The following is a 24448-nucleotide window of genomic DNA, read 5'->3' as shown; positions in this document are numbered from 1 at the left end:
AGTTAGCAATTCAATCATTTGATAAACATGGCATCTCCAAAACTAAAAAATCTATATCCCTTTTCAACTGCCACATGATAGGCATTCAATATTTTTTCTCTACCGCAGAGTGCACTTACCAGCATTATAAGAGTTGATTTGGGTAGATGAAAATTTGTTATAAGCTTATCTACTATTTTATATCTATAGCCTGGGTAAATATATATGTCTGTCCAGCCCGACTGTTCTCTCACTTTTCCATTTTCATCCGCCACAGTTTCAAGAGTTCTGCAGGAAGTGGTCCCCACTGAAATTATGTCATGTCCTCTTTCTCTGGCCTCATTTATTATATCAGCTGTCTTTTTCGACATGGAATAATATTCCGAGTGCATGTCATGGTCTTCTATATTTTCAACTTTAACTGGTCTAAAGGTTCCAATACCCACATGCAAAGTCAAAAAAGCAAGCTTGACCCCCTTATTTTCTATTTTTCGGAGTAATTCTTTTGTAAAATGAAGCCCTGCTGTAGGAGCTGCTGCCGATCCCTTTTCCCTGGAATATACTGTCTGGTACATCTCCTTGTCCTTCAATTTTTCTTTTATATAAGGCGGCAAAGGCATTTGCCCAAGTTTATCCAGCACTTCTTCAAATATCCCTTCATATTCAAATTTGACTATTCTATTTCCATCTTTTTTTATTTCGGCTATTTCAGCTTTTAGTTCTCCGTTCCCAAAATCAAATCTATCGCCAACTTTGGCTCTCTTCCCAGGCTTAACCAGAGTCTCCCAGGTATCATCCTCATTTCTCTTCAGCAGCAAAATTTCCATCTTACCGCCTGTACCTTCTTTTTTCCCTATGAGCCTGGCAGGTAAAACCCTCGTATCATTCAATACAAGGCAGTCCCCCGGATTTAAATAATCTACTATATCTTTAAATATCCTGTGTTCCACCTTGCCCGTTTTTTTGTCCAATACCATAAGTCTTGCTTCGTCCCTCTGCTTCAACGGATGCTGCGCAATTAACTCCTTAGGTAAATAAAAATCAAAATCTGTAAGTTTCAATAAATTTCACTCCGTTTCTTTTTGTCCAAATTATTGCTCTCTTCTGGTTTTATTGAAATGCCTGTATGCCTTGTCGGATGCCATTCTTCCACGAGGCGTCCTTATTATAAAACCCTTTTGAAGTAAATAGGGCTCATATACATCCTCTACAGTATCCAATTCCTCTCCTATAAAATAGGCCAGTGTTTCCACTCCAACAGGACCTCCATTGAAATTATCGATTATAGCTCTTAATATCTTGTTATCTATGCTGTCAAATCCCTCTTCATCTACCTCCAATAACTTCAAAGCAAGTTTGCTGGTTTTAACATCTATTGTTCCATTGCCCTTGACCTCTGAATAATCTCTCACTCTTTTCAAAAGTCTGTTTGCAATTCTGGGAGTTCCTCTGGATCTCTCCCCTATTTCCAGGGCAGCTTCATATTCTATGTTTATATTGAGTATCTTTGCAGATCTGATTATAATTTCACTGAGTTCTTTTTCTCCATAAAATTCCATGGGACATAACATGCCAAATCTGTCTCTCAAAGGAGAAGTCAAAAGTCCTATCCTGGTAGTAGCTCCTATCAATGTGAATTTAGGTAAATCCAGTCTTATGGATTTTGCAGCCGCTCCCTTTCCTATAACTATGTCAAGAGCATAATCTTCCATAGCAGGATACAGTATTTCCTCCACACTTCTATTTAACCTATGTATTTCATCTATAAAGAGAACATCTCCGTCATCCAAATTGGTAAGTATTGCGGCCAGATCTCCCGCCCTTTCTATAGCCGGACCCGAAGTTACCTTCAGATTGCCTCCCATTTCTTTGGCAATTATATTTGCGAGAGTAGTTTTCCCCAGTCCAGGCGGTCCGTAAAGAAGTACATGGTCCAATGCTTCCTTCCTGTTTTTTGCAGCTTCTATAAATATCTTAAGTTTTTTCTTTATCTTGCTCTGTCCTATATATTCACTAAGTCTTTTAGGTCTCAAATTATGCTCATTTTCAGCATCACCCTCCACATTGTATGGAGTGACTATTCTATTTTCCACACCCATCACCTAGCCTAATTCATTAAAAATTTCAAAGCCTGTTTTATCATAATTTCGACAGAAGCATTACTGTCCACTACCTTTAAGGCACTATTTGATTCTTTCTCGGAATATCCAAGAGCTCTAAGTGCTTCCACAACTTCAGAAGTGTTTTTATCAACATCAAATTCCTGCAAACCATCTTTACAATTTTCAGCTTCCTCCGGGGATATCTTGTCTTTTAACTCCAGAATAATTCTCTGGGCAGTTTTTTTCCCAATTCCGGGAGCCCTTACCAAATTGTTTTCATCCCCAGATATTATAGCATATTTCAAATTAGCAATACTGCTTATAGACAGAAGTGAAAGCGCCGCTTTGGCACCTATGCCATTTATAGTCAGCAAAAGATTAAACATGTTTATTTCTTCTTTTGTCAAAAAACCATACAGGCCTATAAAGTCCTCCCTCACTATTTGCTGTATATACAATAATATATTTTCGCCTATTTTAGGGGTTTTGGCAATAGTACTGCCCGATGTGTTTATCTTATAACCTATCCCGTTGTTTTCAACTATGATATAGTCTCTATCCACACCTTTATATATTCCCTTTATATACTCATACATCTAAAATTCCCCCATACCAAGTATTGAAAATACTACTGCCGCATATATTATATACTTTATCATTTTAAATATCTTAGTTCAAGTATAAAGTATGCCAAAGCCCGGTTCTTCCATGTAAAATAGCCTTAAAGACCATTATTCATAGTCTTCAAGGCGTGCCTCTGCTTCTTCTCTCGTATTACACTGAAAATATTTGTCTCCCTTGGTCAGGAGTTTAATATCTTCCTGTTTTAACCTGTCAGTGCTTATATGGGTTATATCTCTCTTCTCATTTTCTATAAACATGTTTCCCTGTCTGTCTGTCTTATATATGGCTATAAATCCATTTTTTATTCCCAGCACATATTTATCAGGTGCATATTTATTTATATTTTTTATCAAAATCACTTCTTTGGAACTGAATTTCTCAATTTTATATCCTACATTTTTGTATGTTTTTTCAACTTCATTTTTTTTCTTGCCGGTTAATTTTCCTGCAGATTCCTGTTTTTCTACTTGTACTTCACCGCTTTTACCGTATTTTATCTTGAATATTATCTTGGCATTTCCAGCTACAACATTATTTATAGAAGAATTCACCTTTACGGTGTCATAGGAATTTTTAGAAGCTTGGCTTAACTTTTTTCCCATATTTATATTTTGAAATCCCACCACACATATATAACAGCTTAGTCCAAAGATCAAAATAGTAAAAACAGCCAAAACTGCACTGCGAATTTTTCTTCTGTCCATAATATCCCTCCTTTTTTAAATATTATGGACATTTTTACAGAAATTATACATATTAGCAATATTATTTCAATCTTATACTGGTATGATTTTTACTGCAGTACAATAAATCATCCTTGATAACTATATTGCCCTGATTATCCACTCTCCAAACTATGGCCCCGCTCTTTACCAGTCTATTTTCAACTCTTTTATCAGGAGTTCCAGTTCCATTGCTCGTTATAATGGCCACTCTGGGCTTCACTTTTTCCAGGAACCTGCCCGTAGTACTCGTATTCAGTCCGTGATGGGGAACTTTAAGCACATCACACTTCCCAAGTTCATCAGCTTTTAACATATCTTCTTCTTCTGATCTTTCACAATCTCCTGCAAATATATACTTTAAACCGTTTATTTTGCCCTGCAGAACTATAGAATTGTTATTTTCCACAGTTCCACTCTTATGAATTGGCCCTACAGCCTTTAAAACACATCCGTAATTTTTAATTTCCCAGCCCTTTTTTATATATTCAATTCTTACTCCCATCTTATTCAATTTGTCACTTAAAATATTTCTAATATAATTTTCATGATCTGGAAGATAAACTTTACCAACTTCTCTAGACTTGGCTATCTTAATTATACCGTCGTAGTGATCATCATGATAATGAGTAAGTATTATTCCATCTATTCTTTCTATATGGTTTAAATCCAAATACTTTATAATCCTCTTGGTATAGTAAGCAGCTCCTGTATCTATTAAATAATTCTTATTATCGGCTTTTATTAAAGTACAGTCACTTTGACCGACGCCTAAAAAATGTACTTCATATTTTCCAAAATCAGCTAACGTAACGCTGTTCATATACAGCATAATCGCAAAAATAATAATAGCCAGTATCTTTTTCATGTTTCTTACTCCTTCATAATCAGCAGCTATTATTATTTTTTACAATTAAAATTGTTATATTCTAAAAAATCGACAGCAAAAAACTATCTCCAACACTAATCAGAGATGACTTTTACTTTATGTATTAAATTTTACAAGTTCCCATCAGCCTTCAAAATCTTCAGGAAAGTCTGCATTATGATAGACATTTTGAACATCATCGTCTTCTTCAAGAACATCTATTAATTTCTGAACTTTTTCAGCAGTTTCCATATCGACAGCTGTAGTATTATCCGGTATCATAGTAATTTCCGCCGACAAGAAATCAAATCCGTCCTTTTCTAATTTTTCCCTGACTGTTCCGAAATCCTCTACAGAAGTAATTATTTCAAAGACTTCGTCCTGGGAATCAAAATCCTCTGCACCGGCATCCAATGCCTTCATCATAATGTCATCTTCATCGATGCCTTCTTTTTTCTCTACAATAATCTGACCCTTGGTCTGAAACATCCATGACACACACCCATTAGCTCCCAGATTTCCACCGTGCCTTGAAAATGCAGACCTTACACTGCTTGCCGTTCTATTTTTATTATCGGTCAGTGCTTTTACTATTATAGCAACTCCACCGGGTCCATATCCTTCATAAGATATTTCTTCATAGTTGACCCCTTCCATCTCTCCGGCACCTTTTTTGATAGCCCTATTTACCGTATCCTGGGGCATATTGTTTGCTTTGGCTTTTGCCATCACATCTCTCAACTTTGAATTGCTGTCCGGATTTGAGCCGCCAGTTTTAGCTGCAATAGCCAGTTCTTTCCCTATTTTAGTAAATATCTTACCTTTTTTTGCATCTACCTTGCTTTTTTTTGCCTGTATATTATGCCATTTTGAATGTCCTGACATATTAAATTTCCTCCCAACTTACAATTTACAACTATTTTATTGACATACACAGATTGTATTATAACATATAAAAGTAATTCACTACAAATATGAGGCTTTATTCCTTGACAAGAGCGTTATCAATTTTAAAATAAAACTCTTCATCTCCCACTATGAGTTCACATTTTCCATTAGTTGCATCTATTATTTCATTTATCAGTGGATCAACATCTTCTAGAACGCAATTTATTGACAGCTGAACCTTATCAGCATATTTTATGTTCTCTATGGGAATTGATTTTTGTTCAAGGAAATACTGTAACTTTCCCAGATTTTCATAAGCTACAGATATATCTATGGGAGATCCCTTTACCCTTTCTACCACTTTTGCCTTATCGATAGACAAAGCAGCAGATTTGGAATAAGCTTTTATAAGCCCGCTTTTCCCTAGAAGCACTCCTCCAAAATATCTTGTAACAACTACTACGATATCCGTAAGCTTCTTTTTTTTAATCACTTCTAAAACAGGTATTCCTGCAGTTCCCTGCGGCTCCCTGTCATCACTGCATCTCTGAATATTCATTTTTTCTCCTGCTACATATGCGTACACGTTATGTGCTGCCTTAGGGTTTTGTTCTCTCACTGTATTTATAAACTTTTTGGCATCACTTTCAGTATATACTCTCTTTACATTTCCAACAAATATAGATTTTTTTTCCTCAAACCTCGAGCTGGCTTGATTCCTTACTGTAAAATATCCCATACGTTACCCCACCTTTCAAAGTATCCCTCATTAAATTATCATATAAAAATATGTAATAAATTAAATCATACAGTTATAAGATCGCTCAATATCTGAATTCCTTTTTTTATATTTTCCCTACACACATGTGAAAAGGCAATTTTAAAATATTTTTTGCCCTCCAGAGGATTCTTATAATACAATGAACCTGGAGTAATCAATACCCCCCTATGTCTTGCCTCTTTAAATAAAGTTATAGAATCCATTTTAATATTGTCTTTAATTTTCAAATAAAAGTGCAGTCCTCCACCTGGTTTTATAAAATCTACCTTGCCTTTCAAATACTTAACTATGCATTTTTCCATATACATATACATATCCCTATATTTGATATTCAGCATATCAATGTAATCTTTCCACATACCTTTTCTAATGTACAAATCCAATGCCCTTTGCATAAGGCTTGAAGTAGCTATATCCGTATTGATTTTAGAATTTTGGATATTTTCTCTAAATTTTCTAGGAGGTATTAAATACCCAATTCTTATGCCGGGTAAGAATATTTTTGAAAAACTTTTTATATAAATAACTCTGTCATTCTGATCTAAACTTTTAAAACTATTATATTTTATATCACTATCATAAATCAATTCTGAAAGATAATCATCTTCTATTATATAAAAATTATATATCTCTGCCAACCTCAATATTTGCTTTTTCTTTTCATCATTATAACTTATACCGGACGGATTCTGAAAATAGCTCATGGTATAAAAACATTTTATATTATTTTTTTGAAGTATTTTTTCAAGCTTATCCACATTTACACCATTTTTTTCTATCGGTATTTCAAATATATCTGATCTTCTGGATTTAAATACGGACAATGCACCACTATAAGTAGGTTTCTCAACTACCACACTGTCATATGTATTTAAAATAGCTTTTGACACAACATCTATCCCCTGCTGTGCCCCGGAAATTATAAGTATGTCCTCCGCATTTACACTGCCCTTCCAAAAAATATCGCTTATACTTCTTCTCAAGCCTTCATACCCCAAAGGTTCCTGGTAAATCAGGGCCTCAGAGCCATCTCTGTCTAATACTTCGTTTAGAACATCTTTGAAAAAATTTATCTGAAAAAATTCTCCGCTGGCCATTTCTCCCGTGAAATCTATGTAATTTCCTATTTTATTGCTGAATATTTTTTTTAAAGCTCTAGAATATTCTCTATTAAAATTCTTATTTGTATCTCTTTTTTTTGCATATGTTCCGCTCCCCATTTTAGAAACAGCATACCCCTTATTTTGAAGGCTTTTATAGGCATTTACTATGGTAACATTATTCACTTTCAAAAGCTGTGCCAACTGTCTTATAGTAGGCAGCTTCTCACCGTCTCTTATTTCACTTTTATCTATTAAATTTCTTATGTGTTTCTCTATAAGCAAATACTTAACTTTTCCCCTACCTAAATCCATCAAATATTTATTCAATAGAAAATTGATTCTCCTTTTTTATATATTAAGAATAAAACCGTTTCGTACTATTTCATACAAACACAATATCACAAAAGGAAAAGATTTAATACCAAAAACCAAAATAAATTTTAGCATTAAATCTTTCTGCTGTATTCAGAAAATATCTATATAAAATACACGTTTTCCTTAAATAGAGACGTTCCATCTTTTGCCCTGTAATTTCTATATTCTTTTTTAATTAAATCTCTTTTCCACAACTCATTTAAAATTTCTTCCATATTTATATTATAGTTATAAAACATTTCGTCTTTTTTTATATCCTCAGAGCTCAGGAAACAATCTTTTTTTCTCATATAATTTAAAAGTATATTTGTAACGTTTTGAATATTTTTATCTATGTTTTTCTTCAGGTAATTCATTGTATCCTCTATAGATTTTTTTATCTCCTCAATATTACTAAAAAATAAATTATCCACACAGACTTTAAAATCATCATTTAAATTCATGGCCATAGTCATAGTATCCTTGCTTACCATGTGTCCGGAAGAATTTATATATAATTTAGAAAATTCTTCTATCGATCGTACTGCTGCAATATAAGAAGTGTAAATTCCATCATTTTGAAGATATTTTTTACATATACTCATACTTTTAAACAGATCCCCGAGGTAAACCATATTCCACCTCTCTCTGTCCAGATCCGGATAATACCTCCTGACATCATATTTAGAGGTTATATCTAAATCTTTAGAAAAAATCAGCTTGGAAGAAGATATTATCCTGTGAATGAACCCTCCCTTCAAATCCTGTTTGGGCAATTGCAAAAAATTATTCTTGCTCATGAGTTTCACATGAATCGGCACATCTTCCTCCTCAGTATACAAATTTTTCACATTGTCCATATTGTTCCTGCATATTATAAGCAAATCGATATCGGATTCATCCCATAAATCTCCGGTAATCATACTCCCAAAAACCATAACTGCAAGAACAGAATCATTACTCTTAAGCCTTTTGACAACAACATTAAAAGCTTTTTGATACTGCAAAATAGTCTTTTCCATCTTTTATAAGCCCCCTTTAAATTTTTGTCTCTCAAAAATCATATCAACTGTACAAAAAAATATCTGAAGATATAATACTTCTATCATATCTTCAGATACCATTTTACACTATTCAGCACTGTCATTTCAATATACTAATTATTCCTTTTTTTCAAACTGACTTTTTGGAACACCACAAACCGGGCATACCCAATCTTCCGGCAAATCTTTAAATGGAGTTCCCGGCTTAACTCCCGAATCCGGATCCCCTACTGCAGGATCATAGACATAACCACAAGCAGTACAAACATATTTATCCATTGCAATTCCTCCTATGCATTAATAAAATACAATATCATTATGTCACAGTAGATTTTTTAAGTCAATATATATTATCCTATAATACAAGCTATTGCCTAACTACAAACTCCTTTATTTTATCATAGCATTTTTCATCAACCAGTGCAGTTATATAAGTTCCCCTTTCTCCATATTTCTCTTTTTCAATTTTACAATTATTATGAATAAATGACACCAACGACTGCTTCGTATACGGAATCAGACACTGAACTTTTTTTATACTCGTCGGAAGAAGATCTGATATTTTTTCCAAAAGTTCTTCCAAATTGATACCGTATTTAGCTGATACACAAACCACATCTAAACTTCTACACTCAGACATTATGGCTTTTACTCTATCCTTATCTACTTTATCTACTTTATTGAGCACTACAAGGACCGGTTTTTCCCCCAGCGAAAGTTCTTTTAAAACTTTATTCACAACTTCCATTTGTTTTTCCACACGGCTGGAAGATACATCTACCACATGTAATATCAGATCTGAATAATTTATCTCTTCTAAAGTGGATTTGAAGGATTCTATCAGATCATGGGGAAGTTTATTTATAAAACCTACTGTATCAGTAACAGTAACTATTCTTCCGTCTTTTAATTCAACAGCTCTGGTAGTCGTATCCAAAGTTGCAAATAACATATCTGCCTCAAATGCCTTTCCTTTACTGGCAATTTCACCCGGGGCAGCAATTTCACACAGCATATTCCTCAAAGTAGATTTTCCCGAATTAGTATATCCAACCAGAGAAATTTTACAGGTTCCATTTCTTCTCCGCCTTTGAATATCTCTGACCTTCCCTGCTTTTTTAAGCTCACTTTTAATTTCATATATTTTCTCCCTTATATGCCTTCTGTCGGTCTCCAGTTTTTTTTCGCCAGGTCCCCTGGTTCCTATACCTCCTCCAGTTCTGGATAAAACTGTTCCAAGCCCTGAAAGCCTGGCAAATCTATATTCGAGTTGTGCCAGTTCCACCTGCATTTTAGATTCTCTGCTCTTCGCCCTGGTTGCAAATATATCAAGTATCAGGACAGTTCTGTCTATTACCTTAACTCCCAGATTTTCCTCTAAATTCCTTATTTGTGATCCGGACAGTTCATCGTCAAAAATAACTAAATTGGCATTTTCTATCTGACATATCATGCCTATTTCTTTCACTTTTCCCTTTCCAATGTAAAAGGCGGCATCAATGGTATCTCTTTTCTGAAATACCTTTTCCAATGTCTCTGCGTTACAGGCTCTAGCCAATTCTTCCAGCTCATTTAAGCTTTCTCTATTGTCTGTCCCCACAAGTACTGCTCTTTCACCTTTTTCTTCCGATATGTCCTTTAATTTTAAAGTTTCTTCTACCCCATATATTTTATCCAATATATTATATTGTAATCCCTCATCCAAGGTAATTTCATTTGAAATTTCCGCCTTAATCAATTTATCTTCTATTTTACAAAATCCCATGCACAATTCAATGACACCATTTTTAATTCCCACGGCAGCTATACAATCAAGCTTTAATTTAGTCAAAGCCGAAACATCCACCATAGAAAGTCGGGCCCTGCTTCCAGGATGTGTATGTATTATTCTGATACCAGAAAGTCTATTTTCAAGAGAGGTAAATTTCCCTATGTCAACAGTACTGCTGTTCCCAATAGTCACATTTACAACTTCTCCCCTTCTGTTAACGGCCACACTTATCTCTCTATTCAAATAAATTGAAAAATTCCAGATAATCCCCACAATTTCCCTGCTGCACAAAACATCCTTAGGCACTTGCATGTCATAAATTTTTTTCAATCTATCAAGTGCATACTTTTTTACTCCGTCAACATTACCATATATCATAATATCATCTCCAACTTTCAGCTCACTGTAATCATATCATAAATCTCCTATAATTTATAATTCTAAAATTCAATGAACAATATACAAATTAATACACAGCCATTGAAAATTTACAAAAATATTGCTAAGATTAATAATATAAATTGAAGCCAGCGTCTTAATATGTCATTAATTGGAGGTTTGTAATGGAAAATAAGTCAAAAAATATATTGATAGCCAAGGAAAAAATTGCTAGCAAAGTAAAAGATTTGGGGGAAATACTGAGTCAGGAATATAAAGATAAAAACTTATACGTATTATCTCTTCTGAGAGGAAGTTTTATATTTACATCAGATCTAGTGAGACAAATAGATCTTCCTTTAAAAATAGGGTTTATGAGAACGTCAAGTTATAAAAACTCGGAGACCTCATCTGGAAAAGTAAAGATTCTAAATGACATAGTAGATGATATTCACGGGTGTGATGTACTAATTGTAGACGATATAATGGATACAGGTATAACCATGAATTTTGTCATAAATCATATAAAATCCAGAGGTGCTTCAAGTATAAAATCCTGTGTATTATTGGACAAACCTGAAAGGCGGAAGGTTTCTCTAAAGCCGGACTTTTACTGTTTTAAAATACCCGATGTATTTGTAGCAGGTTACGGCCTTAATTATGGGGATTACTATAGAAATATACCTTATGTATTCAATTGGGATTAATAATTAAATCTAGGAGTAGATTTGAGGAAAAATTTCAGGTATATGCCTATAATTTTTCCCATATTGATCTTCTATGATTCTATTAACACCAAAAAGCCTTTCCGTTTAGTTATCATATCAATATAAACACTGCTATAATATATATTATTATTAAAAAATCTCCTTTTATTTATCTGAAAATTTACACGTTTCATTAACATTCCATTAACACTTTAATTTATGTTATAATAATTTAAATGTAAAGGTTAAAACAAGGAGGACAATTATGGTCAAAAGACATAAAAAAACCCAAGCTAAGACTTCCAGAAAAGCTCCTAAAATTTTATTTAGCTTGCTGATAATAGCACTTATGGTATTAGTGGGTATATCCCTTGCAATAATAAAAGATTCTCCTAAATTGGATATAAATCAAATATTAAATTTGAGTGAACCTTCTGTTCTGTATGACAATAAAAATGAACCAATGGATACAGTGGTCACTTCCCAACAAAGGACAGTAATTCCATTTAGCAGTATGCCTAAAAATTTAAAAAATGCTTTTGTTAGCATAGAAGATGAACGGTTTTACAAACATAGGGGCATAGATTTAAAAAGGCTAATTGGAGTAACATTAATAGATATCAAAAGCAAACTTGTAAGAGGATCGGATATTCAAGGTGCATCTACAATAACACAGCAGTTAGTAAGAAGCGTGTTTCTGTCGTCGGAGGTGTCCTACAAACGAAAACTGCAGGAAATATACCTTTCCCTACAACTTGAACGAAAATTAAGCAAGGATCAGATATTGGAAGCATATATGAACACGATCTTTCTAGGTGGAAGGGCCCTTGGAGTTGAAGCAGCTTCCAAACAATATTTCGGGAAATCTGCAAAAGACTTAAATTTAATTGAATGTGCCTTTATTGCAGGCATGCCTCAAAGTCCATCTGTATATTATCCCTATTCTGCAGTTGCACAAAAAAATCCATCTATTTATCTAAACAGAACTGCTACTGTAATAAAGAAAATGTATGAAAACGGATATATATCCCGGGCTCAATATACTTCAGCCACAAATGACATTTCAACGGGTAAATTGGATATCAACCCGCAGCCCACCGTAAACAACGGTTATAATAACGAATGGTTTACAACATCCGTTATAAGTTCGGTAAAAAAGGATTTGAAATCCAAATACAATTATGACGATGAGCAAATAAACAATCTGCTTATGTATGATGGTTTAAAAATATACTCTACAATGGATAAAAATCTACAGTTAAAGACTCAGAACATACTGGATAATGACAATATATTCCAGACTTCTTCCGTAGATAAAAATGGAATAGCACAGCCTCAGGCTTCCGCTGTAGTAATGGATTATCATTCAGGGGAAATCAAGGCTCTAGTTGGTGGAAGAGGCACTCAACCAGCCAGATCTTTTAACAGGGCTTCATCTGAAAACTATCTGAGACCTCCAGGTTCCAGCATAAAACCATTAACTGTATACAGCCCCGCCATAGATTCGAAGAAATTTACAGCAGCAAGTACTTTTGAAGATTCACCATTACCAGATGATATTGCAAATAAATACGCTTCACCTGGAGAACCTCCATATCAACCCAAGGACGATACATACATAGGCGGAACTATGACTTTGAGAACAGCCATAACTCATTCCATAAATTTAGTTGCAGTAAAACTGGAAGATAAACTGGGATTGAAAGCCGGTGCCGATTATGCTGAGAAATTCGGAATAACCTTAGATGAAGACGACAGGGGCAGCATATCTGCTTTATCCTTAGGCCAGCTTCATCACGGTGTAAATACCCTTATAATGTCTTCAGCTTACGGAGTCTTTGGAAATAATGGCACATACACCTACCCCAAGCTTTATACCAAAGTCGTAGACAGAAATGGTAAAATTTTATTGGATAACAAAACCAGAACAAAAAAGGTTCTCTCTCCCCAGGGGAGTTATATAATGTACGATATGTTAAAAGGACCTGTCAGTCAAGAGGGAACAGCACCTAATGCCAATTTTGGAAATATGCCTGTAAGAGGTAAAACTGGTACATCCAGTGACAACAAGGATTTATGGTTTTGTGGATTGACTCCATACTATTCGGCTGCAGTATGGATTGGCAATGATGACAATACGGTTTTAAATACCTCACTCAACAGTAATTCTGCAGCTAAACTCTGGGCAGACATAATGTCTCCCTTCCATGAAGGTTTACCTGCAAAAGATATCAAAATGCCTTCTGGAGTAGTGGCACAATCAATCTGTTCTGAATCCGGCAAATTACCAACTGTAGCTTGTTATACGGATCCGGCAGGCAGTACGGTTTATACTGAATTCTTTATAGCGGGCACAGTTCCCACTGACTACTGTGATATGCACCGTTCCTGGAACATCTTTGATTATCTTCCAAATGATACGAATAAAACAGATAATAATAAAACTACAGAAAATAGGAACACTGAAGGCAGAAACGCCAAAAATACAAGAAAGAGCAATACAAATCCGAACCGCGGCAATAACAGTTCCGGAAATGACAATACGCAAGATAATACAAACGACGATGAAAATACTGAAAATCCCGATGACAATACACCTTCTGAAACACCGAACACAGAATTAAAATAAAGAAGCGCCGGTAAACTATTTTCTGGACAGTTTACCGGCACTCTTTTTGGTATTCTGAAAAAGAGAACCTGCCGTGTAAATTCAACTGTGCATCAAACTCTTTCACACTCTGCACTTCACTTTCAATTATCCACCCAGAATTTTTTTCATGGTTTTCAAAACTTTCTTTTCTATCCTAGAAACCTGTACCTGATTTATTCCCAACATTTTAGCTACCTGAACCTGAGTTTTATCCTTAAAATATCTAAGCATTATGATCTGCCTTGACTTTACATCTAAATCCTTGAGTGCCTCTTTAAGTGCGATTCTATCCACCATTTCCACATCTTCATTTGGATTGTCACTTATTTTATCTATCAGAAGGACCGGAGAGCCGTCGTCCTGATGTATAGTATCATAAAGATATTGCAAATTGGTGGCAGATTCTGTAGCAAATACCAGATCCTCCACTTCTATACCAGAGTACTCGGACAGTTCTTCCACAGTAGGTTCTCTGTCCAATTTCTTCGTCAGTGCCTCTCTGTCATAGTGAAGTTTCTTAGCCGTATTTTTTACACTTCTGCTCACTTTTATCATTCCGTCATCTCTTAAGAATCGCTTTATCTCTCCCAATATCATTGGTACAGCATATGTAGAAAATTTTACATTATAACTTGGATCAAAATTGTTCACCGCCTTCATAAGCCCCATACATCCTATCTGGAATATATCTTCATATTCATATCCTCTATTCAAAAACTTTTTACTTATGGTAGATACCAATGGCAAATTTAGTTTTACCAGCTTGTTTAGAGCTTCCTTGTCTCCCTGTTTGGCATATTTAATTAATTCCAAGTTATCTTCATAACTATACTTTGATTTTTTTACTGCTTCTTCATCCATAATATTCACCTAACTTAATGAATTAAAAACTTTTTTCATTATTACTCTTGTCCCTTTATTTCTTTTAGATTCCACTTTAAGTGAATCCATAAAAGTCTCCATTACAGTAAATCCCATGCCTGATCTTTCAAGATCAGGTCTAGATGTATAAAGCGGTTGTCTGGCCAAATCTATATCCTCTATGCCTATTCCTTCATCTTCTACAGTCAGGGTAAGTTCTCTGTCTTTAATAAAAGCCTCAATCTTAACTATTCCTTCCCTATTCTCATAACCATGAATAATAGAATTTGTAACAGCCTCCGAAACTGCAGTTTTCACATCTGTTAACTCCTCTATCGTAGGATCCAGCTGTGATACAAAAGCTGCCACCGCCACTCTGGCAAAACTTTCATTTTGAGATTTGCTAACAAACTCTACCTTCATACTGTTATCGTACATAATATTTATCCCCCCATTAAATATTCTCGATTGCTTCCTCAACACTGTTATAAAGCTTTACAATTTTAAATAGACCTGAAAGTTCAAATACCCTTTTTACCAAATCATTTGCCCCCACAATACACATGGAACCATTCTTTAAATCCAATTTTTTATACCTTCCAATAACTACACCTATTCCAGAACTATCCATAAAACTTACTCCCGAAAAATCCATTATAAGTTTATTTAATCCATCCCTGTCCAACCTATCGTCAATTCTGTTTCTAACTTCTTCTGCACTATGATGATCCAATTCTCCTCTCATGTTTACCAAGAGTTTGTCAATTTTAACCTGAAATTCTAAATTCATAGATTATCCAAAGCTCTACTAAGATTATACTATGGAATTTTTTAATATAATTTTAGCGTTAAAATACAATTTTAACTTTAATTTACCATATAACACTTACATAATATTGGTGTCGTGTTATATGACTAAAGTTCAGTATATAAACTTTAGCATATGCAAAATATGCATAGTCCGAGCCAGACATTTTTACCCCCCCTCTATTATTTTTTTGTAACATGTAGAATAAAACATCACCATAATTATTATTCTATAAGTGTAATAATCTTCCTTTTTTTTTCGTTAGTCATTTTATTATTCATTTTTACCATATCCTATATTTTTAAACATATATTTAGATTATTTTTAAACATATGTCATTTTTCAACCCTCAGTGGGAAAATTGGCCAAATAAAAAGACACACCCAGCAGTCATTGTTCTGCTAAATGCATCTTTATACAATATATGATGCTCTATCTTGTCAAATCTTCTATGAATTTAGGAAGTACAAAACAGACCTTATGTAATTTTTTTGTATAATATTTTGTATTTATATCCTCTCTCGAAGACAGGTCTACGCTCTGCGGATCATATTTTTTGGAACCCAGTGTAAAACTCCAAAATCCACTTGGATAAGTTGGTATACCTGCCATAAACAATTTTGCTATTGGGAAAACAGACTTTACATTTTCATATATTTTTTTTACTTCTCCGGGTAAATAAAACGGGGTCTCAGTCTGAGCCGCAAATATACCGTTTTCAGTTAAACAGTCATATATTTCGCTGTAAAAGTTCCTGCCAAACAAACCTTCTGCAGCACCGAAAGGATCTGTGGAATCAACTATGACAACATCAAAACTGTCCTTATGTTCACGCACATACTTTATACCGTCCCCAATAAGAATCTGACATCTTGGATCTTCTAGTGCAAAACTTATTTCAGGAAGATATTTCTTGCACTGATTGACGACTTCACTGTCAATTTCACAGAGAACAACCTTTTCCACCGCAGGATGCTTTAAAATTTCCTTTACAGAACCACCGTCTCCGCCTCCAACTACAAGTACCCTTTTGGGATTTGGATGTGTAAATAAAGGTATATGGGTTATCATCTCATGATATACATATTCATCCCTAACGGTGGTTTGAACTATTCCATCCAAAACAAGCATTTTTCCAAAGCTGTATGTATCCACTATGGCCAGATCCTGATACTTAGTTTTTTCCCTGATCAAAGTTTGCTTTACTTTATACGTCATAACGGCATCTGAAACCTGACCTTCTCTTAGCCATAAATCCATAAATACAACCCCCTGTCATCTTTAAAATCTAATTTTCTTATCCAGGTGTGCAGCATTGCCTATCCACCACTTTGAGAAGCTGGGAATATTAACAATGGCAGCGTTCGGATAAATATTATTATACCAATAATTCCGTATTGTGACAAGATAGCTGTTTACTCTATTCATCAACATAATAACTTTGTCTTACAATTTTAATTTCCTCTTTTGTCAATTCAAAAAATCTATATAAATATCCTTCCACATCGTTTACCTCAAAAAAATCAATAAGCGGGATCTTCAGCCTCATCAAATTATTGGGATAATATTCATACAGATTTTCTCCTAATTTTTTCCCAAAGGTTTTAAAGTAAAATTCATATAAAGGGCTGTTTAAAATTTTAAGTAAATCGCTGTAAGTCATATCTACATCCTTTTTCAGCACCAGCGAATATACATCTGCACTAAAATAACTTCCCTCATCTATGGCAAACCTATTGTCTTTAGATTTATATGGAAAAACAATTTTTTTGCCCTCAAATATCTCAGGTTTCCTTCCCCACTGAAGTTCATACCATTTTCTAAATCCCCTTCTGCACTCTCTTCTATTTAGAAGCTTTTTCTTATATGATCCTATGTATTCTATAGAGTTGGGATAATCTGCTTCATCTTCTATAAAATTAGAGTATATAATAAATTTTCCACTATGTACTACTTTATTTCTATGTATGCAGCTGCTTTTTATCCAGGGTCTAATCAAAGCACTTTCGATATTTTTCCCCCTTAGAACAGATTCATCAACTATAAAGGCTCTATCACAGCCTGTTATCAGCCCCTGATGACTTTCACATATATCTTCCAGCGTGTGCTCACTTTTCCTTCTTATTTTATCAATTATACTCCTCTCAGTTTTATCAATAAATATCCAGCCGCTGCTTCCCATAAAATTCTGATCCATAAAAAAATGCCTATAGTCCCCATCTTTTTTCACAAACAGAGAATCATAAAATTCTTTCTTCTCCATTTGAATATTCTTCTTAGGTCTTATAATCTCTACATTATTTTGGAAATTTCTTCTTTTAATTAAAAATATTATCATGGGATCGACTCCCACATTTTTAAATGGTCGTATTCCATAAAAATCTACAATCTTATATATGGAAGAATTTTCAATTAAAAATTTTCTAAGATCCTTACCGCTGTATGCTTCACAGAAATATCTGGAGGTAATAAAACCAAGCTTACCCATCTCTTTTAAACAATCCAGCGCTTTTTTAAAAAAGCAGTACGATACATCACCCTTATCCCCATATATGCTGCCATATATCCCTTTTAGATTTTGGCAGTAGTTTCTATCTATTTGTTTATGTCCTATATAAGGGGGATTCCCTATAAATATATCAAATTTTTCATCTATGCATTCTACCAAAAAATCTTTTACTGCAAAATTTTTTGAACTTACCACCCCGCTGAAGTTAAACAGATCTATTTTTAAAATTTTTATCGCGGTTTCATCTATGTCAAATCCAAATAAATTATTATATACTATGTGTTTATTTATATCTTCAATTTTTAAATCAATATTGTTGTATTTATTTATGGATTCTAAATTATTAACAAATATGTTCCTCAAGTAATGGAAACATGAAAATATCAGATTACCGCATCCACAGGAAGGATCCACTATCTTTAAAAACGGATTTTCAATCACATCTATGGGTTTTACCAGATTTTTAATCATATATCTTGATATTTCACAAGGTGTATATATGACACCTTTTGCTTTATTTACATTTTTCAATTTATAATAATAACCTGCAAACTCTTGGTTTTTTCCCATATTAAATTTTTTTTTACAGTTTTTTATAAATTCAAGTTTGATCTTGCTGTCCAGCTCCGTGTTAATAAATTCATAGATTTTCCCAATATCTTCAATAAAATCATGCACATCGCCATCTCCAATTTTCACTGTATACATATTATAAAATTTGTCAATGCTGCCTTTAAAGCTCAAGTATAAATTATCAAATTAAGTATAACATAAATTATATCTCATAAGGTAGGTGGTTTATAAAGCTATGTTTAAAAAATTAACATCACTTTTTTTAATATGTACAATTTTTTTATACTCACACACGGTCTTGGCCTTCTATAGGCAAATAAGTCCTGCAGCATACAGCAAATCCTTTACTTTTAAACAAAAGGCAATTCCTGAAACAGGTAAACTTCAAAATTTGGATATATCAAAATTGGACAGGAGTGAAAAAAATTGGTTTTTCAAGCCAAACAATAACGGCACTCCTTCAGAAGAACCTGAAAACATTTTAAAACTCATAAACAATTACTCGGCTTACTATCTGGGAGACACCTCAAAAAAAGTACTTTATTTAACTTTTGACGAAGGATATGAAAACGGATATACTTCAAAAATATTGGATATATTAAAATCCAACAATGCAACCGCCGCATTCTTTGTCACAACTCCCTATATAAAAAGCAACCCGGAACTGATAAAGAGAATGGTAAATGAAGGTCATTTAGTATGCAATCATTCTACAAAACACCCTTCAATGGCACAAACTGCAAAAGATCCTATAAAATTTGAAAATGAATTTTCTGTAACGGAAGATGCATATAAAAAAGTTACGGGCAAAGAAATGCCGCATTTTTTTAGGCCTCCCATGGGAAAATACAGTGAACTTTCCCTATTTTACACAAAAAAGTTAGGCTATAAAACTATATTCTGGAGCTTTGCATACAACGATTGGAATATCAAAAGACAGCCCTCTCCCATAGAATCTAAAAAAATGATAAGCCGAAGAACACACAATGGAGCAATCATATTGCTTCATGCAGTTTCAAAAACAAATTCTGAAATATTGGACTCCGTGATAAGGGACTGGAAAAATCAGGGATATACTTTCGAGAGTTTAAATAAATTGCCATAAAGATATACATTATTATATGTATCATGTAACTTTACACTTTATATTATAGTATAAATTAGGTATAATTAAATTATAGATTAATATTTTTAATTGTACCTAATTTGTCAATTACATAAAAATAAATATTTTTGGGGAGATATGCATATGAGAATTACACAGGAATCAGACTATGGCCTTAGAGTTGTACTCTATTTGTCAAAATTGGGTTATGGTAAGAAAATTGAAGCTAAATCCATAGCTAAGGATGAAAATGTACCACTTAGATTTCTTCTTAAACTTTTAAGAAAATTAACTCACTCAGGTATAATTAAATCCTACAGGGGAGTTAATGGGGGTTATGCATTAAATCTCATGCCCGAGAAAATAACTTTTATGAGTATAATTAAAGCTATTGACGGACCAATTTATTTGAATAGATGTTTATATGATCCCGGACATTGTACTGCAAATAGAAATGGACACTGTGGTATACACAACTCACTTTTAAAAGTACAAAACAAATTAATCAAAGAACTGGAAAGTATCAACTTCAAAGATATTATGGAAAATAACATCAAATAATTCTGCATGATCCTGTCTGATTAAAAATCAACCAGTTTTAGATCGACTTTTATTGAAGTCTATGACTTTTAACAAAAATTTGGGTATTAATACCAGTCTTTTTATTCTAGAGGGCTCTCTAATAACTCTATACAACCATTCAAGTCCTAGAGCTATCATCCATTTTGGAGCCCTTTTTACCTTTTTTGCAAATACATCAAAACTCCCTCCTACACCCATAAATATCCTGCAGGGAAGTTTATCCATATTCTGTGATATAAAGATATCCTGTTTTGGAGCCCCCATGGCTACAAATATGGCATAGGGATTACTGGATTTTATATCCTCAAGTATGTTTTCACAATCATTTAAATCGAAATATCCGTTGTGACTTCCAGATATATTCAAAAGGGGATACTTTTTTTTCAAATTCTCTCTGCACCTATCGAGAACCTGCTGTCTTGCACCAAGTAAATAAATGGATTTGCCTTTTTTTTCACATTTTTTCACTATGTCTTCCATCACTTCAATGCCCGCTATTTTTTCCTTTACAGGTCTGCCCACAATTCTAGACGCCAAAAGGGTGCCAATTCCATCCGGAATTATTACAGTACTGGGACTTGTAAAATTTTTCAACAGCAGATCATTGTAAAGTCCATTGTAAAGCACTTCCGGGTTGCCTGATACTATATTTACTTTTGAAAATTCACTTATATATTTCATAAGTTCTGATTTACTTCCGTTAAACACATTGTATTTTAGAAGCCTAATAAACATTAAAACGCACCTTCGCTTTTAAATACGGAAAAAACCGTTTTAAACAGGATCTTGATATCCATAAGAATAGAAAAATTTTTTATATATGTCAAATCATAATGGACAGTTTTGCCAAGTTCTATTTCTCCCCTGCCATTTACCTGGGCAAGACCTGTTATTCCTGGAGTGACCAAAAGCCTCTGCCTGTAGGCTTTTGGATACAGCTTAACTACATCAGGTATCTCGGGCCTCGGTCCCACCAAACTCATATTTCCCAAAAATACATTGAAGAGCTGTGGAATTTCATCCAAGCTTGTTTTCCTCAAAAAAGCACCGGATTTAGTCACCCTGCTGTCATCCTTACTCTGAAATACAAAATTTTCTAAATTATCTGGATCGATATCAAGCTTTTGTTTTTCTTCTGCATTCACAACCATTGTTCTAAACTTATATATTGTAAACTCCCTGCCGTTTTTTCCGACTCTCACCTGTTTAAAAATAGCAGGTCCCTTTGAATTCACCTTTACCCAGATGGCAAGTATGATAAAAACCACACTCAATAATACAATTCCCACAGCAGAAAGTACAATGTCAAATACCCTTTTAAAAAAGAACTGCACTGCCTTGCTTTTTATATCTTTTTCAACATTTATCTCTATTTCATGTGCCTGCATAACCTAGTAAATTCACCTACTCTCCTATATTTTACTTATTATACCATAAATATTTCCGTTATAAAACTTTTTTTAATTTATTTAAAATAATAGATCCAAAGACAGTCACCAAAAAAGCACTTACTTCAAAATTCAAACTATCCGCGTGAACATATCTGCCTATGTAATATTCTGTATAAAGATACAGTATGCCCGATTGAACCAGATATATATCATAGGACATATCCGATATATATCTTACAATTTTCATAACAAACCCCTTTTTAAATCTAAAACTAAAAACGAAAAATATAAATGCCGTAGAATAAAGAAGTACAGCAGGTCTTTGAAAAGTTGTAGCATAATCCACATTTTTGTTAAATTGATTTCCGGAGACAAATCCATATATAATTATAAAAACCGAAATTAGAAAAAATAAAAAAATTGAAAAAGCATGTCTATTAAGCTTACTGGAGATTTTGTCAATATTTTTGCCCATATAACCACCTAGGGAAAAATAAAAAATCCAGTATAGCAAATTTTTCTTATCCCAAAACCAATACTTTGAGGAAATATTTCCAAAATAATATGTATCCACCAATAAAAAAATTGTAACCGCAAAGCTAAGCAAAAGCCACCATCTTTTACCCATAAATCTATATATGAACGGAAATATTATATAAAATTCAATTATCAAAGGTACATAATAAAAATGATAAAATACATTCCCATAAATTATATCGTTGATATCCTCCACTATGTTAAAATTCCTGGTTATTATCAATATATAAAGAACACACCACACTATGTACTGCGGAACTACTCTAAAAAACCTCTTCATTATAAATTCAGAATAGCTTTCTCCTTCTCTATAATTTACAGTAAGCCCCATTCCTGAGATAACTATAAAGGCAGGTACACAAAACCTGGAGAGTTGGTTTACTATAAACGATGTATTGTAAGTGGAAGAATATGGCCTGCATCTGTATAGTACGGTTGCCGAAACATGCAGTGATATAACTGCAATTATCGAAAGAGCTCTTATTACATCCATGCCTAAAATACGCTTTTTTATTATGCCTGCCACCCTCTTCCATCAAAATACAAACTGCATTCCTTACACTTCAATTTTGTTCCTGACTGCCTTAAGTATATATTCATATTCTTCAATCTTGGTAAAATGAAGACATACAAAGTAAATTATACTTCCTGCGAAAAAAGATATAAAAATGGATAAAATACTGCCCATCATAAAAGAAGAAATCTCATTCATACAGACATAATTTACAATGTATATAAATATACCCATAATCGCAGAGGAAAAACTTATCTTTAAAAATCCGGAAAAAATTTTTTTCATATTCATTCCGTTTAACTTTTTATTTAAACTCGTCATCATGAGTACTGTGGTTATAATCGTAGAAATCGTAGTAGCCAAAGTCAACCCGGAAACTTTCATATATTTTACAAGAATAAAATTTATAATTATATTTACAATTATCCCTATAAAACTGTTTACCATAGGGGTCCTTGCATCTTTAATGGAATAAAAAGCTTTATTCAATATATCCCTGACCCCATAGGCAATCATTGCAGGACAGTAGAATAAAAGTGCACTGGAAGTCAAATTTGAAGCTGTAAGATTAAAAGCTCCCCGTCTAAAGATCAAATTTACAAGAGGATGTCTCAATACCCCTATGGCAATTGCCGCAGGTATCATGATTATCATTATTATATTTATAGAATTGACCAGGGCCTTCTTATACTCTAAAATATTTCTCTTTGCTGCCAGCTCCGAAAGAGTTGGATATACGATCATGGCAATTCCTATGGCAAATACTTCATAAGCCAGGGTATTTATCTTGTTGGAGTAATCCAGTACCGTAACAGCTCCAAAATATATATTGTTTGCAAAAGACCTGTTTATAAACAAATTCAACTGCACAACTGAGGTACTTATAATTATAGGTACCATCAGTTTAAACATGGAACGGGCATCTTTGTCCTTTATATCCATGACAAACTTATACCTGTACCCAAGTTTCCTGTACCTTGGAACATTTATGGCAAATTGAACGAAAAATCCAATTACAGTAGCTACGGCAAAACCTTTTATCCCATATTTGGACGTTAAAAATACCAAATAAACTATATAGACCAAATTAGAAGACAGTGCCATGGCTGCAGGTTCATAAAATTTTTTGTGAGACTGAAGCACTCCTGTAACTACACTCTGCAAAGTGACAAATACAAGGGACAACAGCATTATTCTGATTATTTCAACCGCCTGGCTATATATATTTACATTTGCAGTAAATCCATGTCCGAATACATATATTATCTGTTTTGAAAATATAATAAGCAAAGCTGTAATTATAATTGTAAAAAAGGTGGAAAGATTTATAATGTTGTTCACAAACCTATTCCTCTTCCTGCTGCTGCTGTGTTCAATATGTTCCGAATTAAGCGGTATGAAAGTTGTAGTAAGTCCATAGCTTATAGTAGTTAAAAGATAAACGAATCCCAATGAAAAATTATATATGTCAGTTATATAAGTTGCACCAAATTTGTCCGCTATAAGCGCATCTCTCACTAATGCTAAAATTTTACCCCCTATTATGAGGAGCATTACTATAATGGAACTTTTTATCACTTTTTTTCCTGCCATCTTAT

At 33.7% G+C, this 24448-nt stretch carries 24 protein-coding genes; 4 read left to right on the top strand and 20 right to left on the bottom strand.

Annotation, left to right across the window (positions count from 1 at the left end; genetic code table 11):
- Positions 1-14: 14 nt before the first annotated feature.
- The 11 genes from queA to hflX form a co-directional block, all read right to left on the bottom strand.
- Positions 15-1040: a tRNA preQ1(34) S-adenosylmethionine ribosyltransferase-isomerase QueA gene (gene queA, locus AB8S09_RS07655; RefSeq protein WP_369868848.1), complete on the bottom strand. Its 1026-nt coding sequence runs from the start codon at positions 1038-1040 to the stop codon at positions 15-17.
- Between the two features lie 30 nt (positions 1041-1070).
- Positions 1071-2072 carry a Holliday junction branch migration DNA helicase RuvB gene (gene ruvB / locus AB8S09_RS07650; RefSeq protein WP_369868847.1) on the bottom strand — a complete coding sequence of 334 codons (1002 nt, stop codon included), beginning with the start codon at positions 2070-2072 and terminating at the stop codon, positions 1071-1073.
- A 14-nt stretch (positions 2073-2086) separates the two neighbouring features.
- A complete protein-coding gene (gene ruvA / locus AB8S09_RS07645) occupies positions 2087-2677 on the bottom strand; it encodes a Holliday junction branch migration protein RuvA (protein WP_369868846.1) in 591 nt (196 codons plus the stop codon).
- A gap of 135 nt (positions 2678-2812) precedes the next feature.
- Positions 2813-3409, bottom strand: coding sequence for a hypothetical protein (locus AB8S09_RS07640; protein WP_369868845.1), 597 nt, complete (start codon positions 3407-3409; stop codon positions 2813-2815).
- A 61-nt stretch (positions 3410-3470) separates the two neighbouring features.
- Positions 3471-4295, bottom strand: coding sequence for a ComEC/Rec2 family competence protein (locus AB8S09_RS07635; RefSeq protein WP_294182176.1), 825 nt, complete (start codon positions 4293-4295; stop codon positions 3471-3473).
- A gap of 144 nt (positions 4296-4439) precedes the next feature.
- Positions 4440-5180: a YebC/PmpR family DNA-binding transcriptional regulator gene (locus AB8S09_RS07630; RefSeq protein WP_294182175.1), complete on the bottom strand. Its 741-nt coding sequence runs from the start codon at positions 5178-5180 to the stop codon at positions 4440-4442.
- A 97-nt stretch (positions 5181-5277) separates the two neighbouring features.
- Positions 5278-5922 (bottom strand): YigZ family protein, encoded by a 645-nt coding sequence (locus AB8S09_RS07625; RefSeq protein ID WP_369868843.1) that lies wholly within the window; start codon positions 5920-5922, stop codon positions 5278-5280.
- Positions 5923-5987: 65 nt separating this feature from the next.
- Positions 5988-7394 (bottom strand): aminotransferase-like domain-containing protein, encoded by a 1407-nt coding sequence (locus AB8S09_RS07620; RefSeq protein ID WP_369868842.1) that lies wholly within the window; start codon positions 7392-7394, stop codon positions 5988-5990.
- Positions 7395-7543: 149 nt separating this feature from the next.
- Positions 7544-8443, bottom strand: a complete 900-nt coding sequence (locus AB8S09_RS07615) for a nucleotidyltransferase domain-containing protein (RefSeq protein WP_294182173.1) — start codon at positions 8441-8443, stop codon at positions 7544-7546.
- Positions 8444-8581: 138 nt separating this feature from the next.
- Positions 8582-8743 (bottom strand): rubredoxin, encoded by a 162-nt coding sequence (gene rd / locus AB8S09_RS07610; protein ID WP_294182172.1) that lies wholly within the window; start codon positions 8741-8743, stop codon positions 8582-8584.
- Between the two features lie 88 nt (positions 8744-8831).
- Positions 8832-10613, bottom strand: a complete 1782-nt coding sequence (hflX, locus tag AB8S09_RS07605; RefSeq protein ID WP_369868841.1) for a GTPase HflX — start codon at positions 10611-10613, stop codon at positions 8832-8834.
- A gap of 185 nt (positions 10614-10798) precedes the next feature.
- Here hflX and hpt point away from each other — a divergent pair, with 185 nt between their 5' ends.
- Both hpt and AB8S09_RS07595 read left to right on the top strand, forming a co-directional pair.
- A complete protein-coding gene (hpt, locus tag AB8S09_RS07600) occupies positions 10799-11320 on the top strand; it encodes a hypoxanthine phosphoribosyltransferase (RefSeq protein ID WP_294182170.1) in 522 nt (173 codons plus the stop codon).
- Positions 11321-11585: 265 nt separating this feature from the next.
- On the top strand, positions 11586-13949 hold the full coding sequence (locus AB8S09_RS07595) for a transglycosylase domain-containing protein (RefSeq protein WP_294182169.1): 2364 nt from the start codon (positions 11586-11588) through the stop codon (positions 13947-13949).
- Between the two features lie 126 nt (positions 13950-14075).
- On the opposite strand, the gene sigF is transcribed toward AB8S09_RS07595, so the two are convergent.
- The 5 genes from sigF to AB8S09_RS07570 all read right to left on the bottom strand — a co-directional run bounded on the left by sigF (position 14076) and on the right by AB8S09_RS07570 (position 18847).
- Entirely contained in the window at positions 14076-14831 is a 756-nt protein-coding gene (gene sigF, locus AB8S09_RS07590) for an RNA polymerase sporulation sigma factor SigF (RefSeq protein ID WP_294182168.1), read from the bottom strand.
- Positions 14832-14840: 9 nt separating this feature from the next.
- Positions 14841-15269 (bottom strand): anti-sigma F factor, encoded by a 429-nt coding sequence (gene spoIIAB, locus AB8S09_RS07585; RefSeq protein ID WP_294182167.1) that lies wholly within the window; start codon positions 15267-15269, stop codon positions 14841-14843.
- A 16-nt stretch (positions 15270-15285) separates the two neighbouring features.
- Positions 15286-15621: an anti-sigma F factor antagonist gene (spoIIAA, locus tag AB8S09_RS07580; RefSeq protein ID WP_294182166.1), complete on the bottom strand. Its 336-nt coding sequence runs from the start codon at positions 15619-15621 to the stop codon at positions 15286-15288.
- Between the two features lie 450 nt (positions 15622-16071).
- Positions 16072-16899: a polyamine aminopropyltransferase gene (gene speE, locus AB8S09_RS07575; RefSeq protein WP_294182165.1), complete on the bottom strand. Its 828-nt coding sequence runs from the start codon at positions 16897-16899 to the stop codon at positions 16072-16074.
- A gap of 160 nt (positions 16900-17059) precedes the next feature.
- Entirely contained in the window at positions 17060-18847 is a 1788-nt protein-coding gene (locus AB8S09_RS07570) for an Eco57I restriction-modification methylase domain-containing protein (protein WP_294182164.1), read from the bottom strand.
- 109 nt (positions 18848-18956) lie between these two features.
- On the opposite strand from AB8S09_RS07570, the gene pdaA reads away from it, so the two are divergent.
- Together pdaA and AB8S09_RS07560 are read left to right on the top strand one after the other, a co-directional pair.
- Positions 18957-19826, top strand: coding sequence for a delta-lactam-biosynthetic de-N-acetylase (gene pdaA / locus AB8S09_RS07565; protein ID WP_294182163.1), 870 nt, complete (start codon positions 18957-18959; stop codon positions 19824-19826).
- Between the two features lie 144 nt (positions 19827-19970).
- Positions 19971-20387, top strand: a complete 417-nt coding sequence (locus AB8S09_RS07560; protein WP_294182162.1) for an RrF2 family transcriptional regulator — start codon at positions 19971-19973, stop codon at positions 20385-20387.
- Positions 20388-20414: 27 nt separating this feature from the next.
- On the opposite strand, the gene AB8S09_RS07555 is transcribed toward AB8S09_RS07560, so the two are convergent.
- From AB8S09_RS07555 to murJ, 4 genes are all read right to left on the bottom strand, one after another.
- A complete protein-coding gene (locus AB8S09_RS07555) occupies positions 20415-21143 on the bottom strand; it encodes a WecB/TagA/CpsF family glycosyltransferase (RefSeq protein WP_294182161.1) in 729 nt (242 codons plus the stop codon).
- Positions 21143-21796 (bottom strand): sugar transferase, encoded by a 654-nt coding sequence (locus tag AB8S09_RS07550; RefSeq protein ID WP_294182160.1) that lies wholly within the window; start codon positions 21794-21796, stop codon positions 21143-21145. Before AB8S09_RS07550 ends, AB8S09_RS07555 begins: the two co-directional genes overlap by 1 nt.
- Before the next feature lie 58 nt (positions 21797-21854).
- Entirely contained in the window at positions 21855-22829 is a 975-nt protein-coding gene (locus tag AB8S09_RS07545) for an acyltransferase (RefSeq protein WP_369868840.1), read from the bottom strand.
- Positions 22830-22892: 63 nt separating this feature from the next.
- Positions 22893-24443 carry a murein biosynthesis integral membrane protein MurJ gene (murJ, locus tag AB8S09_RS07540; RefSeq protein WP_294182158.1) on the bottom strand — a complete coding sequence of 517 codons (1551 nt, stop codon included), beginning with the start codon at positions 24441-24443 and terminating at the stop codon, positions 22893-22895.
- Positions 24444-24448 lie beyond the last annotated feature (5 nt).

The sequence above is a fragment of the Clostridium lapidicellarium genome (assembly GCF_041224415.1).
GTDB lineage: Bacteria > Bacillota > Clostridia > Clostridiales > Clostridiaceae > Clostridium_B > Clostridium_B lapidicellarium.
The sequence above is the reverse complement of the archived record's forward strand: the minus strand, read 5'-3'. Positions and strand labels throughout refer to the sequence as shown.